This is a genomic window from Variovorax sp. VRV01 (assembly GCF_014852545.1).
GTDB lineage: Bacteria > Pseudomonadota > Gammaproteobacteria > Burkholderiales > Burkholderiaceae_C > Variovorax > Variovorax beijingensis_A.
In genome coordinates, this window is record NZ_JACVBS010000008.1 from 217,892 (window position 1) to 235,066 (window position 17,175).

Annotated in this window: 16 protein-coding genes; 9 read left to right on the plus strand and 7 right to left on the minus strand. The window is 69.0% G+C overall.

Going from position 1 to position 17,175, the window contains the following annotated elements:
- The first annotated feature begins 4 nt into the window (after nucleotides 1-4).
- The 6 genes from mdcC to IB278_RS16490 are packed head-to-tail and all read left to right on the plus strand — an operon-like array spanning nucleotide 5 to nucleotide 4,405.
- Nucleotides 5-337 carry a malonate decarboxylase acyl carrier protein gene (gene mdcC / locus IB278_RS16465; protein WP_192324227.1) on the plus strand — a complete coding sequence of 111 codons (333 nt, stop codon included), beginning with the start codon at nucleotides 5-7 and terminating at the stop codon, nucleotides 335-337.
- Nucleotides 334-1,215: a biotin-independent malonate decarboxylase subunit beta gene (locus tag IB278_RS16470; protein WP_192324229.1), complete on the plus strand. Its 882-nt coding sequence runs from the start codon at nucleotides 334-336 to the stop codon at nucleotides 1,213-1,215. The genes mdcC and IB278_RS16470 overlap by 4 nt, the downstream gene beginning before the upstream one ends.
- Nucleotides 1,216-1,229: 14 nt before the next feature.
- The gene (gene mdcE, locus IB278_RS16475; protein ID WP_192324231.1) at nucleotides 1,230-1,931 is read left to right on the plus strand and encodes a biotin-independent malonate decarboxylase subunit gamma; all 702 of its coding nucleotides are present in this window, start codon (nucleotides 1,230-1,232) and stop codon (nucleotides 1,929-1,931) included.
- 16 nt (nucleotides 1,932-1,947) lie between these two features.
- Nucleotides 1,948-2,640, plus strand: coding sequence for a malonate decarboxylase holo-[acyl-carrier-protein] synthase (gene mdcG, locus IB278_RS16480; RefSeq protein WP_192324233.1), 693 nt, complete (start codon nucleotides 1,948-1,950; stop codon nucleotides 2,638-2,640).
- Nucleotides 2,637-3,500: a triphosphoribosyl-dephospho-CoA synthase MdcB gene (gene mdcB / locus IB278_RS16485; protein ID WP_192324235.1), complete on the plus strand. Its 864-nt coding sequence runs from the start codon at nucleotides 2,637-2,639 to the stop codon at nucleotides 3,498-3,500. The genes mdcG and mdcB overlap by 4 nt, the downstream gene beginning before the upstream one ends.
- Complete coding sequence (locus tag IB278_RS16490; RefSeq protein ID WP_192324237.1) at nucleotides 3,497-4,405, plus strand: acyltransferase domain-containing protein; 909 nt, start codon at nucleotides 3,497-3,499, stop codon at nucleotides 4,403-4,405. The genes mdcB and IB278_RS16490 overlap by 4 nt, the downstream gene beginning before the upstream one ends.
- Nucleotides 4,406-4,488: 83 nt before the next feature.
- Here IB278_RS16490 and IB278_RS16495 read toward each other — a convergent pair whose 3' ends face one another.
- The 5 genes from IB278_RS16495 to IB278_RS16515 all read right to left on the minus strand — a co-directional run bounded on the left by IB278_RS16495 (nucleotide 4,489) and on the right by IB278_RS16515 (nucleotide 11,195).
- Nucleotides 4,489-5,418 carry a LysR family transcriptional regulator gene (locus IB278_RS16495; RefSeq protein WP_192324239.1) on the minus strand — a complete coding sequence of 310 codons (930 nt, stop codon included), beginning with the start codon at nucleotides 5,416-5,418 and terminating at the stop codon, nucleotides 4,489-4,491.
- Nucleotides 5,419-5,452: 34 nt separating this feature from the next.
- On the minus strand, nucleotides 5,453-6,265 hold the full coding sequence (locus IB278_RS16500; RefSeq protein WP_192324242.1) for an oxidoreductase: 813 nt from the start codon (nucleotides 6,263-6,265) through the stop codon (nucleotides 5,453-5,455).
- A 39-nt stretch (nucleotides 6,266-6,304) separates the two neighbouring features.
- A complete protein-coding gene (locus tag IB278_RS16505) occupies nucleotides 6,305-9,382 on the minus strand; it encodes an efflux RND transporter permease subunit (RefSeq protein ID WP_192324244.1) in 3,078 nt (1,025 codons plus the stop codon).
- Nucleotides 9,379-10,494, minus strand: coding sequence for an efflux RND transporter periplasmic adaptor subunit (locus IB278_RS16510; RefSeq protein ID WP_192324246.1), 1,116 nt, complete (start codon nucleotides 10,492-10,494; stop codon nucleotides 9,379-9,381). The genes IB278_RS16505 and IB278_RS16510 overlap by 4 nt, the downstream gene beginning before the upstream one ends.
- An 83-nt stretch (nucleotides 10,495-10,577) precedes the next feature.
- The gene (locus tag IB278_RS16515; RefSeq protein WP_192324248.1) at nucleotides 10,578-11,195 is read right to left on the minus strand and encodes a TetR/AcrR family transcriptional regulator; all 618 of its coding nucleotides are present in this window, start codon (nucleotides 11,193-11,195) and stop codon (nucleotides 10,578-10,580) included.
- A 100-nt stretch (nucleotides 11,196-11,295) separates the two neighbouring features.
- On the opposite strand from IB278_RS16515, the gene IB278_RS16520 reads away from it, so the two are divergent.
- On the plus strand, nucleotides 11,296-12,765 hold the full coding sequence (locus IB278_RS16520) for an efflux transporter outer membrane subunit (RefSeq protein WP_192324250.1): 1,470 nt from the start codon (nucleotides 11,296-11,298) through the stop codon (nucleotides 12,763-12,765).
- A gap of 6 nt (nucleotides 12,766-12,771) precedes the next feature.
- Here IB278_RS16520 and IB278_RS16525 read toward each other — a convergent pair whose 3' ends face one another.
- Nucleotides 12,772-13,284, minus strand: coding sequence for a MarR family winged helix-turn-helix transcriptional regulator (locus IB278_RS16525; protein ID WP_225612951.1), 513 nt, complete (start codon nucleotides 13,282-13,284; stop codon nucleotides 12,772-12,774).
- A 12-nt stretch (nucleotides 13,285-13,296) separates the two neighbouring features.
- Complete coding sequence (locus tag IB278_RS16530) at nucleotides 13,297-13,887, minus strand: TetR/AcrR family transcriptional regulator (protein ID WP_012748773.1); 591 nt, start codon at nucleotides 13,885-13,887, stop codon at nucleotides 13,297-13,299.
- A 300-nt stretch (nucleotides 13,888-14,187) separates the two neighbouring features.
- On the opposite strand from IB278_RS16530, the gene IB278_RS16535 reads away from it, so the two are divergent.
- Both IB278_RS16535 and IB278_RS16540 read left to right on the plus strand, forming a co-directional pair.
- On the plus strand, nucleotides 14,188-15,372 hold the full coding sequence (locus IB278_RS16535) for an acetyl-CoA C-acyltransferase (RefSeq protein WP_192324252.1): 1,185 nt from the start codon (nucleotides 14,188-14,190) through the stop codon (nucleotides 15,370-15,372).
- 17 nt (nucleotides 15,373-15,389) lie between these two features.
- The gene (locus IB278_RS16540) at nucleotides 15,390-17,168 is read left to right on the plus strand and encodes an acyl-CoA dehydrogenase C-terminal domain-containing protein (protein WP_192324254.1); all 1,779 of its coding nucleotides are present in this window, start codon (nucleotides 15,390-15,392) and stop codon (nucleotides 17,166-17,168) included.
- Nucleotides 17,169-17,175: the final 7 nt, after the last annotated feature.

The following is a 17,175-nucleotide window of genomic DNA, read 5'->3' on the forward strand; positions in this document are numbered from 1 at the left end:
GACAATGAGCGACGTTCCCGCAGGGCTCGAAACCCTGGACTTTTCCTTTTCCGGCGGCAAGCCGGCTGGGGCCTTTGCGCCGGTGCTGGTCGGCGTGGTCGGCTCCGGCAACCTCGAGGTGCTGCTCGAGCCGGCCGGCGGCGATGGCTGCGCAGTGCGCATCGAGACTTCGGCGCGCGGCTTCGAGCCGATCTGGCAGGCCGTGATGAACGACTTCCACGCGCGCCATCCGCTGGCCGGCGTGCGCGTGTCGATCAACGACATGGGGGCCACGCCCGCGGTGGTGAGCCTGCGCCTGGACCAGGCGGTGGCCGAAATCACCGGAGGCCGGCCATGATCAGCTATGCCGAATGCTCGGCGCGCGAGCGGCTGGCGCTGCTGCTCGATCCTGGCAGTTTCCACGAATGGCTGCCGCCGAGCGAGCGGGTCATGAGCCCGCACCTGGCACAGCTCGGCGTGCCCTCGGCCTTCGACGACGGCGTGGCGGTCGGCCGCGCAATGCTCGATGGCCGTGAGGTGTTCGTGGCTGCCCAGGAAGGCGCGTTCATGGGCGGCGGCGTCGGCGAGGTGCATGGCGCCAAGCTGGTCGGCCTGCTGCAGCGGGCGCTGCGCGACCGGCCGGCGGCGGTGCTGCTGCTGGCCGAATCGGGCGGCGTGCGATTGCACGAGGCCAATGCCGGGTTGATCGCGGTATCGGAAGTGATGCGCGCCCTGCTCGACGTGCGCGCCGCCGGCATCCCGGTGCTCGTGCTGATCGGCGGTGCCAATGGCTGCTTCGGCGGCATGGGCATCGTGGCGCGCTGTGCCGACTACATCGTGATGAGCGATGTCGGCCGGCTGGCGATGTCGGGCCCCGAGGTAATCGAAGCCTCTCACGGTGTGGATGAGTTCGACTCGCGCGACCGCGCGCTGGTCTGGCGCACGACCGGCGGCAAGCACCGCTGGCTGACCGGCGATTGCGATGCGCTGGTCGAAGACGACGTTGCCGCCTTCCGCGCGGCGGCCATCGCGGCGATCGGTGCATCGAAGCCGTTCACGTTCGCGGCACTGGAGCAGGAGCACGCGCTGCTCACGCAACGCCTGCACGCCCTGGACACCACCGACACCACGGACCGCGACGAGGCGGCGCTGCTCTGGAGCGCACTCGGCATTGCCGACGCGCAGCAGGTGCCGGAGCTTTCGGTCGAAGCCGTGCGCGCGCTTCGCACCATCTGAACGAGGAGCATCACATGCAATGGAGTTCTCTGGTCACCCAGCTCTTCGGCCCCTACCACGGCATGCGCGAAGACGAAGATTTTCTGCAAGGCGAAGTCATCTTCGACGGTGAGCCGGTGGCGGTGATTGGCACCACCAACCACGCGCCGATCGGTGTCCGGCTCGCGCTGGCGCAGGCCCGCGTGGTGCTCGACACCATCGCACGGCATCCGGGCCGGCCGATCCTGCTGTTGATCGACACCCAGGGCCAGCAATTGCGCCGGCGCGACGAACTGCTCGGCATCAACCGGGCGATGGCGCACCTGGGCGCCAGCATCGACCTGGCGCGGCGCCGCGGCCACCGCGTGCTCGGCCTGGTGTACGACCAGGCGCTGTCCGGCGGCTTCATCACCTCGGGGTTGATCGCCGACGCCTGCTATGCGCTGCCCGACGCCGAGATCCGCGTGATGCGCATCCCCGCGATGGCGCGCGTGACCAAGCTGCCGGAGGACAAGCTCACGGCGCTGTCGCAGTCCAACCCGGTGTTCGCACCGGGCGTGCAGAACTACGTGGCGATGGGCGGCGTGCGTTCGCTCTGGAAAGGTGACCTGCAGGCCTGCCTGCGCGAGGCGCTGGCCCATGCGCCGACCGAGGACCAGCGCGCGCGGGACGGCGCCGAACGGGGTGGCCGCCGGCTCGCCGCCTCGGTCGTGCAGCGCGTGCTGGACGCCGCTTGAATTCCGCCTGAATGTGATGACCGCCATGGTTCCGCTGCGCCGCCACCAGCTCGCCCGCCTCTCCACGAGCGGATGGGCCGCCGTGCTCGGCCGGCCGTGGGATGCGCAGGCGCGCGACTGCCTCGCGCATTGGGCATCGCACCGGCTACCGCTGGTCGTGACGCGCCAGCCGGCAGACGCCATGGCCGATGGATGGATCGCGCTCGGCTTGCCTGCGCCTGCGCGCTGGGACAGGCGCCGGATTGCGCTGCAGGTGCCGCACGCCGCGGTGCACGGCCTCGGCGAATTCCCGCGGCTCGACGACATGCAGAAGCTGCTGCCCCCGCCGGCGCGTGGCGCAGTGCGTGAACTGCTCGGCAGGCTCGACGCAAGCCATGCGACCCCTCGCGTGTTCGGCAGCTTCGGCTGGCAGGCGATCAGCGGTCTCGATCACGTACGGGACGATTCCGATCTCGACCTGTCGATCCCCGTCGACGACGCGGCACATGCGGATGCCGTGGTTCGTGCGCTCGGGTCCTTCGAGGCGGAACGGCCCCGGCTGGATGGCGAGCTCATGTTCGCGGACGGCGCGGCCGTGGCTTGGCGTGAATGGCGCGAGTGGCGCGCCGGACGTGCGCGGGCGGTGATGGTCAAGCGCCTGGACGGCGTGTGCCTGCAGCGGGATACCACTTGGTGCGGGCAAGCCGAGATCATGGAGCCGGTCGCATGAGGAACGCCGCCTTTTCTCTGGCCCCGGAGTCACGGCCGACACTGGCAGCGATCGGTCGCGCCGCCACGCTCGCGCTGTACGACGAACTGTCGCTGTCGCCCAAGCCTGGCCTGGTCACCTTGATCGACTGCGGCAGCCACGACGACATGGACGCGCACACCTTCATGCGCAGCCTGTTCTCGCTGCGCCGCTACTTCGTCCGGATCGCCGAGGCCGGGGCTGCGGGCGCGGATTTCGCGGTGCTCGAACGCCACGGCATCGCGGCGGAGGCGCGCATGCTGGCTGCCACCGGCGGCATCAACACGCACCGCGGCGCGATCTTCATGCTCGGCCTGCTGTGCGCGGCGGCGGGCGCGGCACTGCGCGAGCAAGACGGTCCACTGCACCCGGCAGCGCTGCGCGATGCGCTGCGCCGGCACTGGGGCGACGCACTCGCCAAGCGGAGCCAACGGCCGTCCGCCCTCCCCGGCGGCATCGCTGCACGGCGCCATGGCCTGCGCAGCGCATCGGAAGAGGCGGCGCTGGTGTTTCCGGTGCTGTTCGAGACGGCGCTTCCGGCACTGAGGAAGGCATTGGCCCGGGGCCTCGCGCCCCGCCTGGCCCGGCTCGATACCTTGTTCCACATCATCGCCGTGCTGGACGACAGCAATCTCGCGCACCGTGGCGGCCTGGCCGGTTTGCGCGACGCCCGGCACGCAGCGCAAGGCTTTCTCGATCGAGGCGGCATCGCGCGGCCCGAAGGGCTCCAGGAGGCGCAGGCCATTGCAGACGATTTCGTGCGGCGACGCCTGTCGCCCGGCGGCGCGGCAGACACGCTGGCCGCCGCCTGCTGGCTCCAGCGCGTGTGTCCAGGCCCATGAGCTTCGCGCTGCTTTTCTCCGGCCAGGGCACCCAGCATCCCGCGATGCTGCCTTGGCTCGCGGACGACGCACTCGTGCACGGCATGTGCGTGCGGCTGGGGGTCGCCGACTGGCGCCGCGCCCTCGCAGACCCGCACTGGGCCGAACGCAACGACAACGCGCAGACGCTGCTGACCGGCCTTGCCCTGGCGGCCTGGGCACAACTCGCGCCCATGGTTCCGCCGCCCGCCGCGGTCGCCGGCTACAGCGTCGGCGAACTGGCGGCCTTCAGCGCGGCCGGCGTGATCGATGCGGGCGCGGCCGCAGCACTCGCGCCACTGCGGGCCGAGGCCATGGACCGCTGCGCCGCCCGTGCGCCCGGCGGCCTCCTGGCCGTCAGCGGGTTGCCCGGGCAGAAGCTGGAGCAATTGCGCATCGACGCGGGGCTCGAACTCGCGATTCGCAACGGCAGCGCCAGCGTGGTCCTCGGCGGCCCGATTGCTGCATTGGACGATGCCGAGCGCATCGCCCTGGCCGCCGGTGCGCAGTGCACGCGCCTGCGGGTCAGCGTTGCGTCCCACACGCCCTGGATGCGCGAAGCGGCGGTGAGCTTTTCACTGGCGCTGGCGCAGGTGCCGTTCCAGGCGCCCCGCGTCGTGCTGTTCAGCAATGCAGGGGACCGCGTCCGCGATGCAGGGTCTGCCCGCGCGGCGTTGGCTGCCCAGATTGCACAGACGGTCCGCTGGGACGAATGCATGGAAAACATCATGGCGCGGCAGGTGCGCTGCGTGCTGGAGGTGGGGCCGGGCCAGGCGCTCTCGCGCATGTGGAACCAGCGCCATCCCGGCGTTCCCGCGCGCGCCTGCGACGACTTCCGCAGCGTCGCAGCGATTGCAGCGTGGCTGAACAGCCATGCGGATCCATGAAGCCCGGCAGGCCCTTTGACGCACCGAATCGAACCATCAGGAGATCCATCGTGAGCAGCTGCTGGTCACGCCTGAACTCGCGCTCAAGGGCGCGGTGGATCTGAACGGTCCGTCCTGCCCTCCTTGCCTGCAGGCTTGAGCCGCACCGCCAGGAAATCCAGGAATGCACGCTGCACCGCGGTGCTGTGCCGGCGTTGCAGATAGACAGCCGACAGCCACATGTCGCTGCGAACGAATGTGGACAGCACGGGCACCAGCCGCCCGCTCTCGATGTAAGGCTCGAGCATCACCGACGGCAGGTAGACCACGCCTGCGCCCAGAAGCGCCGCCTGGATCAGCGGGCCGGTTTCCGTTGCGTCCAGCCTGCCGCGGACCGCCACCTCGATCGGCTGGCGGTCGGCTTCGAAGCGCCACTTCGGCAGCGGATGGAGCTGGGTGCTGATCAACGCGGTGTGATGCGCAAGCTCGGCGGGATGGGCAGGCACGCCGTGCTTGCGCCAGTACATGGGCGCGGCGCAGACGCTGAGCGCCATCGGCACCAGTTTTCGAACGATCAGGTTCTCGTTGGCCGAGGGGCCGAAGCGAAGCGCGATGTCCACCCCCTCCTCCGAGAGGTCGACCAGGCGGTTCGAGAGCACGAGGCTGATGCTGACCTCCGGATAGTGGCCGAGGAAGTCGTTGATCAGTGCCGGCAGCTGCGTCAGGTCCATGCCGTGCGGTGCCGAGATGCGCAGGCGCCCGCTCGGGATGCGCGCGCGGTCCTGCAGTTCGGCGCGCGTCACGTCGGCCAGTTCCAGTATCGGCCTGCTCCTGTCGAGCAGCAGGAGGCCTGCGTCCGTGAGGCTGACGGCGCGGTTGGTCCGGTTCAGCAGCCGCACGCCGAAGCGGTGCTCGAGGGCCGCGATGTACTTGCTGACGGTCCCCCGCGACAGCGCGAGATGCTTGGCAGTGCGGGAGAAGCTTCCGGAAGAGGCCACCTCGCTGAAGGTGCGCAGGAGATCCAGGCTGTCCATGATGTTCTCCTTCGCTGCCGGACGGGGCGCGCGCTCAGAAGGAACCGAGTCCGAGTTTTTTTCTCAGGCTCGCGTCCACCGGTCCCGCAGGCATGAAGCGGCGCAGCTTCGTCAGCAAGGACGCCTCCTCCGGCGGCGTGCAGCGCATGCGCCACGGGCCGAGCGCCGCCTCGACGATGGTGCTCGCCACGCCGTGCGGCCCGGGCGCACCGCCGACGCTGGCGGCCACGGAGAGCGCCACCTGGTCGCGTTCGCGGTCATAGCCCGCGATCCGTGTCTTGGCACGCGGTGCGTTGGCATCGAGGTTGGTCCGCGTGAAGGCCGGCTGCACCAGCGTCGCGCGAATGCCGAACTGGCGCACCTCGTGGTCCAGCGATTCCGACAGCCCTTCCACCGCGTGCTTGGTGGCCGCATAGAGCCCCATGTACGGGGCCGGAAGCACGCCGAGCACCGAACTCACGTTGACGATCCGCCCGCGGCGCTGCTGGCGCATGTATGGCAGCACGGCGCGCGTCGTGCGAAGCAGGCCGAAGACGTTGGTGTCGAACAGTTCCGCGGCCTCGGCCGTCGCGGTTTCCTCGACCGCGCCGATCATCATCATTCCCGCGTTGTTGACCAGCACGTCGATGCGCATGGCCCGCTCGATGATGGATTCGATGCCTGCCTGGACCGAGCCCTCTTCGCGAACGTCCATCTCGACGAACTCGACACCGGGCAGCGCAGGTGCCTTGCGCAGGTCGCGCGCGGTGCCGAACACCCGGCAGCCCCGCGCCACGAACATTTCCGCAGCGGCGCGCCCGATGCCCGAGGACGCGCCCGTCACGACAACGACTGATGAACTCGACATGGCAATTCCTTCGATCTTGATGAATGGTGATGAGGCGCGTCAGTGCGCGGGTTGGGTCGCGTTGCCTGGCTTGATCCTGAACCAGATCGAATACATCGCCGGCAGGAACACCAGCGTGAGGATCGTTCCCGCGAAAGTACCGCCGATCAGCGTGTACGCCAATGCGCCCCAGAACACCGAATGCGTCAGCGGAATGAACGCGAGGATCGCCGCCAGCGCCGTGAGGATCACGGGCCGCGCACGCTGCACGGTCGCCTCGACGACCGCATGGAACGGATCGAGCCCCTCCTGCTGGTTGTGGTGGATCTGGCCGAGCAGGATCAGCGTGTTGCGCATCAGGATGCCCGACAGCGCGATGAGCCCGACGAGCGCATTGATGCCGAAGGGCTGCTGGAACAGCAGCAGGGTCGGCACCACGCCGATCAGCCCGAGCGGGCTCGTGAGGAACACCATGACCATCGCGGAGATCGAGCGCACCTGGAAGATGATGATGAGCAGCGTGGCCGCCAGCATGATCGGGAAGAGCGGCAGCATCGCCGCGGTTGCCTTCTCCGATTCCTCGATGGAGCCGGCCTCGGCGATGCGGTAGCCGGCCGGCAGCTTCTGCATCAGCGGCTGCAGCTTCGCGGTGATCGCCTTCGACACGTCGGGGGGCTGTAGCCCTTCGGCGATGTCGCCCTGCACCGTGATCGTGGGCATGCGGTCGCGCCGCCGCATCACGGGCTCTTCCATGCGTACCTCGACCTCGCCGACCTGCGACAGCGGAATGCGCTGGCCGCCGGCACCGGCGAGCGTGAAGTCCGCGAGCCTGGCGGGATCGAGCCGGGTGCTGCCGGCCGAGCGGGCCACCACCTGCACGGTGCGGATGTCCTCGCGCACGGTGGTCACCGGCGCGCCGCTCAGGAGGAACTGCAGTTGCTGCGCCACCGCGCTGGAGCTCAGCCCCACGGCCTGCAGGCGGTCCTGCTTCAGGGTGAAGTGCAGCGTGGGCGTGCGGGTGCCCCAGTCGGTGTTGACGGTGCGCATCATCGGGCTGGCATCCATCACCTGCCGCACCTCGGCTGCGATCCTGCGCAGCTCGTTCGCATCGGGTCCGCTGACGCGGTAGGCCACGGGAAACGGCGAGTACGGCCCGAACACGAGCTGCGTCACGCGCACCCGCGCCTCGGACGCGAGGCCGTCGGCGACGGCCTCGCGCAACCGGTGCTTCAGCGCTTCGCGCTCCTCCTGGCTGGCGGTGCGTACCACGATCTTCGCGAACGACGGGTCGGGCAGTTCCGGGCCCATCGCGAAGTAGAAGCGGGGCGCGCCCTGCCCGATGTAGGAGGTGACGATCTGGGCCTCCCGCTGCGCCGACAGCCAGGCCTCGATCTTGGCCGTGGCATCGCTGGTCTGGGTGATCGCGCTGCCGTAGGGCATCTGCACTTCGACCAGGACCTCGGGGCGGTCGGAGATCGGAAAGAACTGCTTCTTGACCACGCCCATGCCGAGGATCGACACCACGAACAGGCCGACGACCGCGCCCGCCACCAGCCACTTGCGCGCGATGACGCGCGCCAGCACGCCGCGCAGCCGGTTGTAGCGCGGCGTGCCGTAGATCGCGGCATGGCCGCCTTCGATCTTCTTGAAGTTGGGCAGCAGCTTGACGCCCAGGTACGGTGTGAACACCACGGCGACCACCCAGGAGGCGATCAGCGCAATGCCGACGATCCAGAACATGTTGCTCGTGTACTCGCCCGCGGTCGACGGTGCGAAGCCGTTGGGCATGAAGCCGACGGCGGTGACCAGCGTGCCCGAGAGCATCGGCGCCGCCGTGTGGCTCCAGGCATAGGCGGATGCGGCCACATGGCTGTAGCCCTCCTCGATCTTCACCACCATCATCTCGATGGCGATGATGGCGTCGTCCACCAGCAGGCCGAGCGCGAGGATCAGCGAGCCGAGCGTGATGCGGTCGAAGTTCTTGGCCGTAGCGGCCATCACCACGAACACCACGGCCAGCGTCAGCGGCACCGCGGCAGCCACCACCAGGCCCGCGCGCCAGCCCATGCTCAGGAAGCTCACGAGCATGACGACCAGCAGGGCCGCGAAGAACTTGACCATGAATTCGTCGACCGACGCACTGATGTTCACCGACTGGTCGGTGACCTTGGCGAAGCTCAGGCCCAGCGGCAGCTCGGCGTTGATGGCGCGGGCTTCCACGTCCAGCGCCTTGCCCAGGTCGAGCCCGTTCCAGCCCTCCCGCATCACGACGCCCACCAGCAGCGCCGGCTCGCCGCCGTTGCGGATCATGAAGGTGGCGGGGTCTTCGTAGCCGCGCCTGACCGTGGCCACATCCGACAGCTTCAGGGTGCGGCCCTGCGCGACCACGGGCGTGTCGCGGATCTTCTGCAGGGTGTCGAATGCGCCGTCCAGCCGAATGAAGACCTGCGGGCCGCGGGTTTCCACGGAGCCGGCCGGGCTCAGCGCGTTCTGGCTGTTGAGCGCCGCGAACACGTCCTGCGGCCCGATGCCCAGAGTGGCCAGCCGGTCGTGCGCGAACTCGACGTAGATGCGCTCCGACTGCTCACCCGCGATGTTGACCTTCTTCACGCCGGGCACATGCAAGAGGCGCTGGCGCAGCGTCTCGGCATCGCGCACCAGCACGCGCTGCGCTTCTCCCCTGGCCTTGAGCGCGAACAGGGCAAAGGTGACGTCCGCGTATTCGTCGTTGATCATCGGTCCGATCACGCCGGCCGGCAGGCTGCCCGCTTCGTCGCCGAGCTTCTTGCGCGCCTGGTAGAACTGTTCCTGCACCTGTGCCGGCGGCGTGCTGTCGAGCAGCGTCAGCGTCGTGAACGCCAGCCCGGGCCGCGTGTAGGTCTCGGTGCGGTCGTAGTAGCGCAGCTCCTGCAGGCGCTTCTCGAGCTTTTCGGCGACCTGGTCCTGCATCTCCTGCGCCGTGGCGCCGGGCCAGGCGGTGATGACCGTCATCACCTTCACGGTGAAGGCCGGATCTTCCGCGCGCCCGAGCTTGAAGAACGCGACCAGCCCCGCCAGCGAGATCAGGCCGATGAGGAACAGCGTGATGGATCGCTCGCGTACCGCCAGCGCCGACAGGTTGAAGCGGCCTTCGCTCATGGGCGGGCTCCGCCCACTGCGGCGGTCGCGGCCGAGGCCGCCACACGCACCTTCTCGCCTTCGCGCAGCAGGTGTGCGCCAAGCGCGACCACCTGGTCTCCCTGCTTGAGCTGCCCGTCCACCAGCGCACGCTCGCCGTCGAGGCGCTCGACGGCCACCGGCTGCCAGCGCACCGTCGACGGATCGCCGCCGATGACCCAGACGCCCGTGGCCTTGCCCGTATCGAACAAGGCGCCGATGGGCACCTGGACGCCTCCTGCCCGGGCCGGCTTGCCGTCCGAGATGTCGATCGTCACGGTGGCGCCCAGCGGCGCGTTGGCGAGTTCGCCCTCAAGCACGTAGCGCGCCTCGAAGGTGCGCGTGAGCTTGTCGGCCGCATCGGAGAGCTGCCTGAGTTTGACGGGCACGGCAACGCCTTCCCTGCCGAACAGCGTGGCCTGCCCCGCGGAGCCGATGACAGGGCGGAGCGTCTCGGGCAGTTGCACCACCGCCTCCCTGCGGCCGGCCTGCGCCACGCGAACCACCGGCTGCCCGGCGCTGACGACCTGGCCGGGCTCGGCCAGCGTCTCGAGCACCGTGCCGTCCGCATCGGCAACGAGTTCCGAATAGCGATTCGAATTGCGTGCGACTTCCGATTGCGCTTCTGCTGCCGCGAGCTGGGCCTGCGCGGTATCCGCCGCCGCCTTGGCCTGGTCGTACGCCGAGGCGGAAATGGCGCCGGTCCCACGCAGATCGCGGTAACGCGCTTCCTCGTCGCCGGCCTGTTTCGCACGCGCCCGCGCGGCGCTGACAGCCTCCTGCTGCGCACGCGCGGCCAACCTCAGGTCGACCGGGTCGATGCGCATGAGCGCCTGGCCGCGCTTGACCGTCTGGCCCGCGTCGACCAGGCGCTCCAGCACCTTTCCGGAGACGCGGAAGCCCAGGTCGCTTTGAACCCGCGCGGCGACGGTGCCGGTGAACGAGCGCGATGCCGACGCGGCGGCCTGGACCGTGGCGGCGCGCACCAGCGGCGCCTGGGTGCGCGGATCGGGCGGGGCCTTGTCGTCGCAGGCGGCCAGCGCGAACGGCAAGGCGCAGACCAAGGCGGATGTGAGGAAGCGGCGCGAGTGCATGAGGGGCCCATTGACGAATCGATAGAGCCCCGATTCTGATAACAGTGACCAATTTAGTCAATAGTCACTGAGAATTTATTCGGCTACGGCGACAAGCTGCGCAGCACCAGACCCGACAGCTGGGCCGGCGCCTGGTCCGTGTAATTGGAGCTGAGCTGCAGGATCACGGGGTTGATGTACGGGTGCATGACCAGGTAGATGGCTGCTGCCGTCTCGTCGATGGGCGTCTTGCGCTCGAAGTCGCCGGACTCGCGCCCCTGCTTCAGCAATTCGAGCAGCATCTGCCGGATGCACGCCTCGTGGGCGATGGCCGACGGCCAGTGCTCGCTGGCTGCCGAGATCGCGATCTCATAGAGCTTGCGGTCGTGCAGGAACAGCCGAAGGCCCGAATCGACAATGGCCTTGAACATGCGGCGCAGCTTTTCCGGCGGGCTGCCGGCCGCGTCGACCGCTGCGCGGATGTCTGCCTGCATCTCGCGCAGGCAGTTCGAGCAGATCATTTCGCCGATTGCCTGCTTGGACTCGAAGAACTTGTAGATGTAGGCCTTGGAGAAGCCGATGGCCTTGGCAAGGTCGGAAACCGTGGTCTTCTCGTAGCCGTACTGGCTGAAGTGCTCGGTGGCCGCCGCGACGATCTGCGCGCGCACGTCGTGGTCGGCCGGCCCCCGCGTGGTTGGCGCAGAAGAAGTTGCGTTGTTCATGCCGGGAGCTTAGCGCCTCGGCAAACAACAACAAGTGACCAAATTGAATTATAGTCACTCAATTCTTTGGCCTTTTCCGTCCATCGCCCGGAGCAATCCCATGTCCCCACGCACGCTTGCCCTGCCCCTGCTGTTCAGCCTCCTCGCAGGCTGCGCCGTGGGGCCTGACTATGTCCGGCCTGTCCCGGCCCTGCCCGACCATTTCATCGGCGAGGCGGCGCTCGCCCAGCGATCCGGCGCCGCCAACGCCGAGCTGGTGGCGTGGTGGACCGGCTTCGGCGATGCGCAGCTGGCCGGCTATGTTGAACAGGCGCTGAAGCAGAACCTCGATCTTGCGCAGGCCGCCGCCCGCGTGTCACAGGCCCGGGCGGGGCTCGGTGCGGCGAATGCGGCGCTGCTGCCTTCGGGCAATCTGGGCGCGCAGGCGGCCAGGGCCTACCAGTCGGTGGAGACGCCGCTGGGCCAGGTGCTGAACGCGCAGCCGGGTTTCGATCGCCACGGCAGCGCCTACGAAGCGAACCTCGGCGCCAGCTGGGAGCTGGACATCTTCGGCGGCCTGCGCCGGGGACGCGAGGCCGCGCTGGCCGACTACCAGGCATCGGAGGCCGGCGCGGCCGCCACGCGCCTGGCCGTGGCCGCGCAGACCGCCGACATCTACATCACCCTGCGCGGCCTGCAGGCCCGCCTAGACATTGCACGCCGGCAAGCCGCAACGCAGCAGGACCTGCTCGCGAAGATCGGCCTGCTCCACGGCAAGGGGCTCGCCACCGAGCTCCAGTTGCACCAGGGCGAAGGCGCGCTGGCGCAGGTTCGCGCGTCGGTGCCGGCGCTCGAGGCGGGCGAGGCCGCGGCCATGAACGCGCTCGACGTGATGCTGGGGACGGCGCCAGGCGCGCACCGCGCCGAACTGGCTGCGCCAGCGGCCATTCCCGTTGCGCCTGGCATCGGTGCCGCCGGATCGCCCGCCGAGCTGCTGCGGCGCCGCCCCGACCTGATCGCCGCCGAGCGGCGCCTTGCGGCATCGAACGCCCGCATCGGCGTGGCCGTGGCCGAGTACTACCCCAAACTGTCGCTCGCGGGAACGATCGGCAGCGCCACGTCGGTGGCCAGCGGCAACCTGTTCAGCGCCGGCGCGAGCCAGGCCGCGGCCCTGCTCGGGCTGCGCTGGCGGCTGTTCGACTTCGGCCGCATCGATGCGCAGATCGAGCTCGCCAAGGGGCAGGACGCGGAGCTGCTCGCGGCCTACCGGCTCGCCGCGCTGCATGCCACCGAAGACGTGGAGAACGCCTTCTCGGCCCTGGTCAAGCGCGAAGAGCAGGCCGCGCTGCTCGCGCAGGGAGAAGCATCGCTCGGCCGCGCGCGAGGGGCATCGTTCGCGGCCTATCAGCGCGGTGTGGTCAGCCTGATCGAAGTGCTGCAGGCCGACGAGGGCATGCTGCGCGTGGCCGATGCCAGAGCGCAGGCGCAAACGGAGTCGGCGCGCGCGGCAGTCAATGCATTCAAGGCGCTCGGCGGCGGCTGGCAGGCCGAGCCCGTCCGGGCGGCAGCCATCGGGCCGCACCGAGATTGACCGCGTTCATTCGGCCGCTGCCGACATGCTCGTCAAGCATTGGCCAACGAGCGCGTGCAACGCGCCGACCTGCCGGCTCCCCATCAACCGATGCACCCTGGCCTGCGCCATGCTCCAGCGAGGCAGGCCTTCGGCACACTTGCTGCGGCCCGCAGCGGTGACGCACACACTGCGGGTGCGTCCGTCCATCCCGGGTCCAAGATCGACCCATCCCGCCGCGATCAGGGGCTTGAGATTGCGCGTCAGCGTCGACGGAGAAAGCGACATGCTCTCCGCCAGGTCGCAGGGGCGCACCGGCCCGTGTGCAAGGATTTCCACCAGCAGCCGGTACTGCGTGGCCCTGAGGCCGATCGCGCCCAGTTCCGCGTCGTAGTGCTGCCTGACGAGGCGGGCGAGCTGATGCGCCGTGGTGTAGGTGCAGGCCGACCGCTCGGGGCCGGCGGCATCAACCGCCAGCGTCCGCGGTGCAGGGCGCGCTGGCATCAGCGCACGTGCAGCAGTGGCGCGCCGGGGCAGCATCGGCCGCGGCCGTCAGGAGGCCTTGGAGGGCTTCGCGGGCGCCGCGTCCAGCGCGTGCGTCTGGTCGATGAAGCGCCGGCTCGAGGCCAGGATTTCCTTGCGCGTGCGCTCGGATTCCACCGCGCGGGACAACACCAGCGCGCCCACGCACTGGGCAATCAGCGCCCATGCCGCATCGGGGTCGCCGATGCGCGAGCTCCAGCTCTTCTGCAGGCGCTTCAGGCCCTCCTCGACCGAGGCACGCACCTCGGGCCCGGCCCTGGCGATCTCGGGCCCGAGCGCCGGCAGCACGCAGCCGGTTTCCGGATGCAGCGCGTGGTACGAACTCAGGTAGCTGCGCAGCCGCTTGGCGACGTGGTCGGGCGGCGAGTCGCGGTCTCCGGCCAGCATGTCGGTGCTGTTGGAGATTTCGTGTTCGAGCAGTTCGGCGAACAGCGCCTCCTTGGACGGGAAGTGTCCATAGAAGGCGCCCCCGGTCAGGCCGATGCTAGCCATCAATTCATCGACGCCGGTGGTGCCGAAGCCGCCCTTCTTGGCGATGGCACGGGCATTCGCGAGCAGCTTCTTGCGGGTTTCCTCTTTGTGGGTGGACGGATAGCGCATGAGTGGGCCTCTGCAGATCGTGGAGGTGCCCATCATAGCATGCCACTCGTTTGATAAACGATCGTGATTCCATCGCGGCCCCTGGGCTCCACATCAAGGGTTTCCCCCTGCCGCAAACCCGCTCCAGCGTGTTGACGCTGCCCTCGCCGCAAACCTATAGTGCACCATCGTTTGTTAAACGATCGTTATTTAAAGCAAGGCGGACGAAGCGATGGCGATGAGGAACTCCCGCCCGCCCTGCGCCTGAAACGCGGCGAGCCGCTGCGCCAACCTGTCTAGCCAACCCCCTGGAGTCTGACCATGAGAGAAGCCGTCATCGTTTCCACCGCACGCACGGGCATCGGCCGCGCGTTCCGCGGCGCATTGAACAACACCAAGTCGCCCACGCTGACGGGCCACGCGATCCAGCACGCCGTGCAGCGGGCCGGCATCGATCCCGGGGAAGTGGAGGACGTGGTGATCGGCAGCGCCATGGCTGCCGGCACCGCGGGCATGAACATCGGACGCCTCGCGGCACTCGCGGCGGGACTGCCGCAGTCGGTGCCGGGACAGACGATGGACCGGCAATGCGCGTCCGGGCTGATGGCCATCGCGACGGCGGCCAAGCAGATCATCGTCGACGGCATGGACGTGACCGTGGGCGGGGGCCAGGAGAACATCTCCGCCGTGCAGAACCCCTTCGTCAAGTGGGTGGGCGAAGAAGCCGACCCGCTGCTCGTTGCGCGCGTGCAGCACGCCTACATCCCGATGCTGAACACGGCCGAAATCGTCGCGAAGAAGTACGACATCTCGCGCGAGGCGCAGGACGCGTATTCCGCGGAGGCGCAGCGCCGCACCGCCCTGGCGCAGGAGCGCCATCTGTTCGACGACGAGATCGTGCCGATCAAGGCGCGCATGGCCGTGGCCGACAAGCAGACGGGTGCGGTCAGCTACCGCGAGGTCACGCTCGACCGCGACGAGGGCAACCGCCCCGACACGACGCTCGAAGGCCTTGCCAGTCTCAAGCCGGTGATCGAAGGCGGCGTCATCACCGCAGGCAACTCGAGCCAGCTGTCGGATGGCGCATCGGCCTGCGTGCTGGTGGAACGCGCGGTTGCGGAGCGCCGCGGGCTCAAACCGCTGGGCATCTACCGCGGCATCGCGGTGGCCGGGCTCGCGCCGGAAGAAATGGGCATCGGCCCGGTCCTGGCAGTGCCCAAGCTGCTGAAGATCCATGGGCTCCAGGTCGGTGACATCGGCCTGTGGGAATTGAACGAGGCCTTCGCTTGCCAGGTGCTGTATTCGCGCGACCGGCTGGGCATCGATCCCGAGAGGCTGAACGTCAACGGTGGAGGCATCACCATTGGGCACCCCTATGGCATGACCGGCTCGCGGCTGGTGGGGCATGCGCTCATCGAGGGCAAGCGGCGCGGCGCGCGCTTCGTCGTCGTGACGATGTGCATCGGCGGCGGCATGGGTGCCGCCGGCCTGTTCGAAGTGGCCTGAGGCAAGGAGCTATCACCATGACTTACCAAAGCCCGATGCGCGACATCCAGTTCGTCTTGCACGAGCTGCTCCAGGTGCCGGCCATGCTGCAGGACTGCGGCCAGCCTGAACTGGACGCGGAAACCATCGACCAGGTGCTCGCTGCGGCCGGCCAGTTCGCCTCCGAGGTGATTGCGCCGCTCAACGCAGCGGGAGACGAACACGGCTGCAGCATGTCCTCGCCCGGGGTGGTGCAGACGCCGCCCGGCTTCAAGAAGGCGTACGACGAGTTCACCAAGAACGGCTGGCCCGGCCTGGCGTGCAGCCCCGACTTCGGCGGCCAGGGCTTTCCTTCGGTCGTGGCCAATGCGGTCTATGAAGTCTTCGGTGGCGCGAACATGGCGTGGGCGTCCTACCCCGGCATGTCGCATGCCACCTACGTGAACGTGTCGGCCAACGGGTCGCAGGCGCAGAAGGCGCTCTACCTGCCCAAGATCGCCTCGGGCGAATGGGCCGGCACCATGTGCCTGACCGAGCCCAACGCAGGCACCGACCTGGGCCTGATGCGCACCCGGGCCGTGGCGCAGGCCGATGGCAGCTACCGCATCACCGGCAGCAAGATCTTCATCTCGGGCGGCGAGCAGGACCTGACCGGCAACATCATGCACCTGGTGCTCGCGCGCATGCCGGATGCGCCGCCGGGCGTGAAGGGCATTTCTCTCTTCATCGTCCCGAAATTCATCCCCGATGCAAGCGGCGCAGCCGGCGCGCGCAATGCGGTGGTCTGCGGCTCGATCGAGCACAAGCTGGGCATCCACGGCAACTCGACCTGCACCATCAACTTCGACGGTGCCACCGGCTGGCTGCTGGGCGCGCCGAACAAGGGGTTGGCGGGCATGTTCGTGCAGATGAACCACATGCGCGTGCTGGTCGGCATGATCGCCATCGGCCTCATGGAAGCGGCCTACCAGAAGGCCCTGGCCTATGCCAAGGAGCGCCTGCAGGGCCGCGCGAGCGGTGCAAGATCGTCTGGCGAAGCGGCCGATCCGATCATCGGGCACGCCGACGTGCGCCGCATGCTGCTCACGCAGAAGGCGAACATCGAGGGCGCGCGCGCCCTGGCGCTGTGGACCGCGCAGCTGAGCGACCTGCAGCGCCTTCATCCGGATGCGGCCAGACGCAGCGAGACGGCCGAACTGCTGGGGCTTTTGACCCCGCTCGTGAAGGCGCTGTCGAGCGACCTTGCGGTGGAATGCACGCTGCTCGCAATGCAGGTGTTCGGCGGGCACGGCTACATCCGCGAGAACGGCGTCGAGCAGCACCTGCGCGACGTGCGCATCGTGGGCCTCTACGAGGGCACGAACGGCGTGCAGGCCATGGACCTGCTCGGCCGCAAGGTGCTGGCGGACCAGGGCCGGCAGATGGGTGTCTTCCTCGACATGGCCGGCGCATTCGCCGAAACCTGCAGCCCGCGCGAGGCGATGCGCGAGTTCGCGCAGCCGCTGGCCGAACTGGCCACCGAGATCAGGCAGCTCACGGGCGAGCTGGTGGCCGCGTCGGCCCGGGACCCGCATGCCGCAGGTGCGGCCGCCGTGCCCTACCTGCGCCTGGTCGGACACCTGGCGCTGGCGTGGACCTGGGCGCGCATGGCCGAGGTGGCGTTCAGGAATGCCGGATCGAGCGACCCGATCTATGCATCGAAGATTGCCACGGCCCGCTTCTACTTCCAGCGGCTGCTGCCGCAGGCGGCGGGGCTCTGCCGGGAAATCCGGGCCGGGTCGTCCGCACTGATGGAGCCGGCCGTCGATCTCTTCTAATGGCTGG

Excerpts from the sequence above, each read along its gene's own strand:
- IB278_RS16490 (WP_192324237.1), top strand. The coding sequence starts at position 3,497 with ATGAGCTTCGCGCTGCTTTTCTCCGGCCAGGGCACCCAGCATCCCGCG.
- IB278_RS16520 (WP_192324250.1), top strand. The coding sequence starts at position 11,296 with ATGTCCCCACGCACGCTTGCCCTGCCCCTGCTGTTCAGCCTCCTCGCA.
- IB278_RS16500 (WP_192324242.1), bottom strand. The coding sequence starts at position 6,265 with ATGTCGAGTTCATCAGTCGTTGTCGTGACGGGCGCGTCCTCGGGCATC.
- IB278_RS16505 (WP_192324244.1), bottom strand. The coding sequence starts at position 9,382 with ATGAGCGAAGGCCGCTTCAACCTGTCGGCGCTGGCGGTACGCGAGCGA.
- IB278_RS16540 (WP_192324254.1), top strand. The coding sequence starts at position 15,390 with ATGACTTACCAAAGCCCGATGCGCGACATCCAGTTCGTCTTGCACGAG.
- IB278_RS16470 (WP_192324229.1), top strand. The coding sequence starts at position 334 with ATGATCAGCTATGCCGAATGCTCGGCGCGCGAGCGGCTGGCGCTGCTG.
- IB278_RS16535 (WP_192324252.1), top strand. The coding sequence starts at position 14,188 with ATGAGAGAAGCCGTCATCGTTTCCACCGCACGCACGGGCATCGGCCGC.
- mdcB (WP_192324235.1), top strand. The coding sequence starts at position 2,637 with ATGAGGAACGCCGCCTTTTCTCTGGCCCCGGAGTCACGGCCGACACTG.
- IB278_RS16530 (WP_012748773.1), bottom strand. The coding sequence starts at position 13,887 with ATGCGCTATCCGTCCACCCACAAAGAGGAAACCCGCAAGAAGCTGCTC.
- IB278_RS16510 (WP_192324246.1), bottom strand. The coding sequence starts at position 10,494 with ATGCACTCGCGCCGCTTCCTCACATCCGCCTTGGTCTGCGCCTTGCCG.
- IB278_RS16525 (WP_225612951.1), bottom strand. The coding sequence starts at position 13,284 with ATGCTGCCCCGGCGCGCCACTGCTGCACGTGCGCTGATGCCAGCGCGC.
- mdcC (WP_192324227.1), top strand. The coding sequence starts at position 5 with ATGAGCGACGTTCCCGCAGGGCTCGAAACCCTGGACTTTTCCTTTTCC.
- IB278_RS16515 (WP_192324248.1), bottom strand. The coding sequence starts at position 11,195 with ATGAACAACGCAACTTCTTCTGCGCCAACCACGCGGGGGCCGGCCGAC.
- mdcG (WP_192324233.1), top strand. The coding sequence starts at position 1,948 with ATGACCGCCATGGTTCCGCTGCGCCGCCACCAGCTCGCCCGCCTCTCC.
- IB278_RS16495 (WP_192324239.1), bottom strand. The coding sequence starts at position 5,418 with ATGGACAGCCTGGATCTCCTGCGCACCTTCAGCGAGGTGGCCTCTTCC.
- mdcE (WP_192324231.1), top strand. The coding sequence starts at position 1,230 with ATGCAATGGAGTTCTCTGGTCACCCAGCTCTTCGGCCCCTACCACGGC.